The organism is Kitasatospora sp. NPDC050543, from assembly GCF_044457565.1.
Classification (GTDB): domain Bacteria; phylum Actinomycetota; class Actinomycetes; order Streptomycetales; family Streptomycetaceae; genus Kitasatospora.
Genome location: NZ_JBITGZ010000014.1, coordinates 118220 through 124450 on the forward strand (window position 1 = coordinate 118220; position 6231 = coordinate 124450).

Sequence of the window (6231 nt, forward strand, 5' to 3'; positions counted from 1 at the left end):
CCGTGTCCTGTTGTCCCGTGTCCTGTTGTCCCGTGTCCTGCCATGTCAGACCGCCGCCAAGCGTTCGAGGACCGCCCCCGACGCCACGTCCTCCCCCTCGCCACCGACCGGCGCCGTACCGACCGGCGTCAGGTCGGCCGCCGCCAGGCCGACTGCCACACCGACCGGCGCCGTACCGAGCGCCACATCGACGACCGGTGCCGTACCGGCCGTCGGCGCCGCCTCCAGCGCCCGTACCGCGCCGTGCTCGTCCGGCAGCCAGAGCCGCGCCGTACGGCCGCGCGCCGCCGAACCCCGGCCCTCGGCCAGTACCTCCACCTGCCGCCCCACCAGCTGCCCGTGGCCCTCACCCAGCCCGACCCAGCTCCCCTCCCGCACGCTCAACCGCAGCCCGGCCCCCGGCCAGGGCCCGGCCACCAGCAGCACGCAGCCACTGCGCCGCAGGATCGCCGCCAGCCTGGCCGCCAGCTGCGGCGGCACCGGGCCGTCCGGGCGCAACAGGATCAGCCCGACCGCGCCGGCCAGGGTCGAGACCACCTCGGCCCAGTGCGGGCCGGGATCGTCCGCGAGCAGCAGCCTGCCCAGGTCCAGGCCGTACCCCGCGGCGGCGGCCAGCCCGAGTTCGGGCAACCCGACGGCGGCCGACCAGCCGCCGCCCTCGGTGTCCCCCGCCGCCCCGGCGGCCAGTGCAAGCAGCAGCCCGGTGTCGCCGCCGTCCACCGACACCGCCGCTCCACGCCGCAGGCCGCCGTCGGGCAGCAGCGGAGCCAGCGCGGGCAGCACCGGCAGCAGGCCGCCCCCGGCCGGAGCCACCGGCCGGAGCGTCTGCCGCAGGAGCGCGGAATCGAGTGTGGGCACACCTCAAGCATCGAACATCTGTTCGCAAAGATTCAAGTCAGTTCGTCCGAACACCCTGCGTGACCTGCTGCTGTCCGGTCTCCGTGGAGGCCGCCTGATCGAAGGACGGGGAGCGTTTCGCGGGCTGGTCCACGCCGCGACGACCTACCGCTACGTCCGGACCTCGCGGCTCGACCGGGACCGCGGTGGGCATCCGTCCGGCCTGACGAATGCATACGCGACAGCCCCCGGGCCGCGCCGGAATCCGGCGGTCCTGCGGGGGCTGGAGAGCGCGTGGGCGGGGCTAGGAGGTCACCACGTTGAACGCCTCGTAGATCTTCGGCTCGGCATCAGGCATTCCGGCCTCCTGCAGAGCAGGCATGAGCTTCTCCCCGAAGCGCTGAAACGCTTCCTTGGACTCCCAGGTGTCCGTCACGAACCACCCGGTGGGGCTGGGCCCGCTGGCGTGGGAGATCAAGCCCGGCACCGGCCAGTCCGAAGGCGCCCTGACCAGACCACGTCCACCGGTCAGGATGTTGGTGACCTTTTCGTACTGAGCCTGTGTACCGCCCGGGTAGTCGACGACGATGATGACCGGCATCTTGAAACCCACTTTCGATTGGTTGCTGGGCCGTCCCAGCTGACCAGAACACGAACCGAGACGCTCGGGGAGCACAGCCGTCTGGACGTATGGCTACCCGACCGCGGGCGCGGCGGGCGTGGTCGAGGTGGCTGCAACGGTCGTCCAGCGCACAGTCCCCGCGTCGTCACAGTCGCCGACTGCGACCGGGCGGCTGCCGGGGGTGGGTGGAGTGGAGTGGAAAGTCGGCCGGTCCGACTTTCCACTCAGCAGTCCAGGTCGGCCGTGCTGATCCAGACGCCGGCCGGACCGCCCCACAGGTCACCGCTCCGCCAACTTCCCCGGCGGGCATGGGAGTCCATGTTCTGACCCTGGTTCACCATCCCCAGCGCGGGGTACTGCGGGCCGGGGCCCGAGCGGTAGGCGACGCCGTTGTGGTTGACCGTGCAGACGACGCCGCGGCGGCTCGTGGCCCCGGGGGCCGCCGCGGCGAGGCGTGTGCGCAGTGGCGGGGCGCCGCCGGAGTCGGCCGGATCGGCCAGGGCGCGCAGGAGGAGATGGGAGACCGTCACCCGTTCAGCCTAGTGAGCGTCCGGCCGGCATGCGGCGCGGGCGGGGCCGGGCCGACAGCCGATCCAGGTGGGACTCCGGCGAGTTGGGCGGTTCCCGCCCCGCGCTGCGGCCCGCCGCGGGGGCGGTACCGGGGCCGGCGACCGAGCGCGCGGGCCTGCGGCGTGGTGCGGCGGGCGGAGGCCGTGGCCGGTGCCTAGGCTGGGGGCGCGTGGGGCTCGGCAGCACCCCTGGAGCCCCGTAGCGAGGAGGTCCCACCCATGGCCGGCAGCCCGTCCACTCCCCCGAGCCCGGAGACTCCCCCCAGCCCGGACGCTCCCCCGCCGCCGCAGGTCTGGCCGAGTCTGCGGGCCCACGACGCCCGGGGGCTGATCCGCTTCCTGGTCGAGGCCTTCGGCTTCGAGGAGACGGTCGTCTACGGCGACGAGAACCACGTCCACCACGCCCAGCTGTCCTGGCCGCCCGGCGGCGGCATCATGCTCGGTTCGGCCCGCGAGGAGGACGACGAGGAGGATCCCTGGCCACTGCGGCCGGGCAGCTTCGGGGCGTACGTGGTCACCGACGACCCTGACGCGCTGTACACGCGGGCGGTGGCCGCCGGGGCGGAGGTCCTCTCCGAGCTCCACGAGACCGACTACGGCTCGCGCGACTGCTCCTTCCGCGATCCCGAGGGCAATCGCTGGTACTTCGGCACGTACCGCGGCGAACCGCGCCCGGCCGCCCGGCCCGCCGGGAAGCCCGCCTGACCCGAACCGACGGGCGGCGGGGCGGGTAGGGGCGGACCGCCGCAGCCTACCCGCGCACGACCGGCCCGGATGCGGCTATTCCGAATTGGCCGTGCTTACTTGACGCCCCGCCACCTCCGGCGAAACCCTGGAGCCCTGAGCATGCCAAACCCCGCCCGAGCGCCCACCGGCAGAAGGAGCAGCGCCGATGACGGCCCAGCCCTCCCACACGCGAGGCAGCACCGATGCCCCCCTGCTGGACGAGACGATCGGGCGCAACCTTGAGCGTACGGTCGCCGCCCACCCCGGGCGGGAGGCGCTGGTGGACGTCCCGAGCGGGCGGCGCTGGACGTACGAGCAGTTCGGGCGGGACGTGGCGAGGCTGGCGCGCGGGCTGCTGGGCAGCGGCGTGGCCAAGGGCGACCGGGTGGGCGTCTGGGCGGCCAACTGCCCCGAGTGGGTGCTGCTCCAGTACGCGACGGCCCGGATCGGCGCGATCCTGGTGAACATCAACCCGGCCTACCGCACCGGCGAGTTGGAGTACGTGCTGAACCAGTCGGGGGTCAGCGTGCTGGTCTCCCAGACGGAGTACCGGGGCAGCGACTACCGGGCCATGGTGGCGGAGGCCGGCCGGCGGTGCCCGGCGCTGCGCGAGAGGGTGTGGATCGGGGAGGCGTCCTGGCAGGCCCTGGCGCAGCCGACCGGACCGCGTGAGCTGCCCGAGCTGCCCGAGCTGCCCGAGCTCACGGAACTGCACTGCGACGAGCCGATCAACATCCAGTACACCTCGGGCACCACCGGCTTCCCCAAGGGCGCCACGCTCTCCCACCGGAACATCCTCAACAACGGTTACTTCGTGGGCGAGTTGCTCGGCTACACCGAGCAGGACCGGATCTGCGTACCCGTCCCCTTCTATCACTGCTTCGGGATGGTGCTGTGCAACCTGGCGGCCACCAGTCACGGCTCCTGCATCGTGATCCCCGCCCCCGGCTTCGACCCGGCCGCCACCCTGCGCGCGGTCGCCGCCGAGCGGGCCACGGCGCTGTACGGCGTACCGACGATGTTCATCGCCGAGCTGAGCCTGGAGGACTTCGCCGGGTACGACCTCTCCTCGCTGCGCACCGGGCTGATGGCCGGCTCACCGTGCCCGGTGGAGGTGATGAAGCGGGTGGTCACCGACCTGCACATGCCGCAGGTCGCGATCGCGTACGGGATGACGGAGACCTCGCCCGTCTCCACCCTCACCCGGCGCGACGACGACCTGGAGCACCGCACCGGGACGGTCGGGCAGGTGATGCCGCACGTCGAGGTGCGGGTGGCCGACCCGGTGACCGGCGAGACGCTGCCGGCCGGGACGGCCGGTGAGCTGTGCACACGCGGCTACTCGGTGATGCTCGGCTACTGGGACGACCCGGAACGCACCGCCGAGGCCGTCGACGCGCAGGGGTGGATGCACACCGGCGATCTCGCGGTGATGCGTCCGGACGGCTACCTCACCATCGTCGGACGGATCAAGGACATGATCATCCGGGGCGGCGAGAACGTCTACCCGCGCGAGATCGAGGAGTTCCTGCACGCCCATCCGAAGATCGCGGACGTCCAGGTGGTCGGCGTGCCCGACGCCCGGCTGGGCGAGGAGATCTGCGCCTGCGTGATCCTGCACGACCGGGCCGGCGAACTCAGCCAGGGCGAGCTGGCCGAGTTCTGCGACGGGCGGCTCGCGCACTTCAAGACGCCGCGCTACCTGCGGGTGATGGATTCCTTCCCGATGACGGTGAGCGGGAAGGTGCGGAAGATCGAGCTCCGCGAGCAGGCCGCGATCGCGCTCGGCCTGTGACCCGCAAGGCAGGCGCCCGGCAGGCAGGCGCCGGGCGGGCGGCCACCGGCGCTACCGACCACTCGCGGGACGTCGGCACCCGGCGCGGCGGCGCCGGGCACCCGGGTACACGTGCACCGGCAGCGTGGCGCAGACCACAGGGGGGCGCTCGCTCGCCGCCGCCAAGGTCATCTAGGCTGGATGACGTGCTCATACTTGTCAGCCGTCGCCACGTGGACCTGCTCCGCGTCACGAGCATGTCCTGTCGACGCTCCGGCTGATCTTCGAACCCTCATCGCGCGGCCCTCCGACCGGGCCCGCATCCCCCTCCCGGCCCCGTGGCCCACGCCCTACCCGGCGCGGCCCCGGCACCCCCGGTCACCACCGGGCACGGTCGGGACGAGACCCAGCGGATGTCACCCATGACGCAGCAGCACCCCTCCACCTCCGCCGGCCTGCCGGTGATCGACCTCTCGCTCGCCGCCGGGAGCGCGGAAGAGCGCGCCCGGCTGCACGGCGAGCTGCGCAGCGCAGCCACCGAGGTCGGCTTCTTCCAGCTCACCGGCCACGGCATATCCGCCGCGGAGACCGCCGCGCTGACCGGCGCGATGCGGGCCTTCTTCGCCCTGCCGGAGGCCGACCGGCTGTCGGTCAGCAACCTGAACTCCCCCCACTTCCGGGGCTACACCCGCACCGGCGACGAGCGCACCGGCGGCAGCCAGGACTGGCGCGACCAGCTGGACATCGGCGCCGAACTGCCGCCGCACGTCCCCGCGCCCGATGAGCCGCCGTACTGGTGGCTGGAGGGTCCCAACCAGTGGCCCACGGCACTGCCCGAGCTGCGGGAGGCGGCGCTGAACTGGATCGACCGGCTCAGCCAGGTCGCCGAGCGGCTGCTGCACGAGCTGCTGGCCTCGATCGGCGCGCGGGCCGACTTCTACGACTACGCCTTCGCCGGCCACCCGCACCTGCGGCTCAAGCTGGTCCGCTACCCGGGCACCGCCCCGGACGGCGCCGGGCAGGGCGTCGGCGCGCACAAGGACTACGGCTTCATCACCCTGCTCCTCCAGGACCAGGTCGGCGGGCTCCAGGTGGAACGGCCGGACGGGTCGTTCCTGGAGGTGCCGCCGATGGAGGGCGCCTTCGTGGTGAACCTGGGCGAGCTGCTGGAGGTCGCCACCGACGGCTACCTCAAGGCCACCAACCACCGGGTGGTCAGCCCGGCCGGCGCCCGGGAGCGGTTCTCCGTCCCGTTCTTCTACAACCCGCGGCTGGACGCGCACATCGAGCCGCTGGACTTCCCGCTCGCGCACCACGCACCCGGCGCGACCGAGGACCCGGGGAACCCGCTGTTCGCCGAGTTCGGCCGCAACGAGCTGAAGGGGTACCTGCGCGCCCACCCCGAGGTCACCCGCCGTCACCACGCCGATCTGGTGGACGCCTCGTCCCGCTGACCGGCGCGCGGGCGGCACGGGTGGCAGGGGTGGCGACGAGCGAGGCACAGCAGTGCCCGTCGATGCCCCGAAATGCCACGCCGTGCCGCAGCACCCGCTGAACACCGACCGAGCACCGACCGAGCACCCCGTCGGGCCCCCCCCCCCCCGGCGGGGGGCCCCCCCCCCCCCCCCCCCGCGCGCCCCCCCCCCCCCCCCCCCCCCCCCCCCCCCCGCCCCCGGGGGGCCCCCCCCGCGCGGCGGACCGAG

The 6231-nt window shown here is 73.6% G+C and carries 6 protein-coding genes; 3 read left to right on the plus strand and 3 right to left on the minus strand.

Going from position 1 to position 6231, the window contains the following annotated elements:
* Positions 1-45: 45 nt before the first annotated feature.
* From ACIBH3_RS19200 to ACIBH3_RS19210, 3 genes are all read right to left on the minus strand, one after another.
* Positions 46-858, minus strand: coding sequence for a hypothetical protein (locus ACIBH3_RS19200; RefSeq protein WP_396313178.1), 813 nt, complete (start codon positions 856-858; stop codon positions 46-48).
* A gap of 283 nt (positions 859-1141) precedes the next feature.
* The gene (locus ACIBH3_RS19205) at positions 1142-1438 is read right to left on the minus strand and encodes a hypothetical protein (RefSeq protein WP_396313179.1); all 297 of its coding nucleotides are present in this window, start codon (positions 1436-1438) and stop codon (positions 1142-1144) included.
* 245 nt (positions 1439-1683) lie between these two features.
* Positions 1684-1989: an SH3 domain-containing protein gene (locus ACIBH3_RS19210; protein ID WP_396313180.1), complete on the minus strand. Its 306-nt coding sequence runs from the start codon at positions 1987-1989 to the stop codon at positions 1684-1686.
* A 258-nt stretch (positions 1990-2247) separates the two neighbouring features.
* Here ACIBH3_RS19210 and ACIBH3_RS19215 point away from each other — a divergent pair, with 258 nt between their 5' ends.
* From ACIBH3_RS19215 to ACIBH3_RS19225, 3 genes are all read left to right on the plus strand, one after another.
* A complete protein-coding gene (locus ACIBH3_RS19215; RefSeq protein ID WP_396313181.1) occupies positions 2248-2733 on the plus strand; it encodes a VOC family protein in 486 nt (161 codons plus the stop codon).
* A 187-nt stretch (positions 2734-2920) separates the two neighbouring features.
* Entirely contained in the window at positions 2921-4549 is a 1629-nt protein-coding gene (locus ACIBH3_RS19220; protein WP_396313182.1) for an AMP-binding protein, read from the plus strand.
* 401 nt (positions 4550-4950) lie between these two features.
* Positions 4951-5982 carry an isopenicillin N synthase family dioxygenase gene (locus ACIBH3_RS19225; protein WP_396313183.1) on the plus strand — a complete coding sequence of 344 codons (1032 nt, stop codon included), beginning with the start codon at positions 4951-4953 and terminating at the stop codon, positions 5980-5982.
* The last annotated feature ends 249 nt before the right edge of the window (positions 5983-6231 follow it).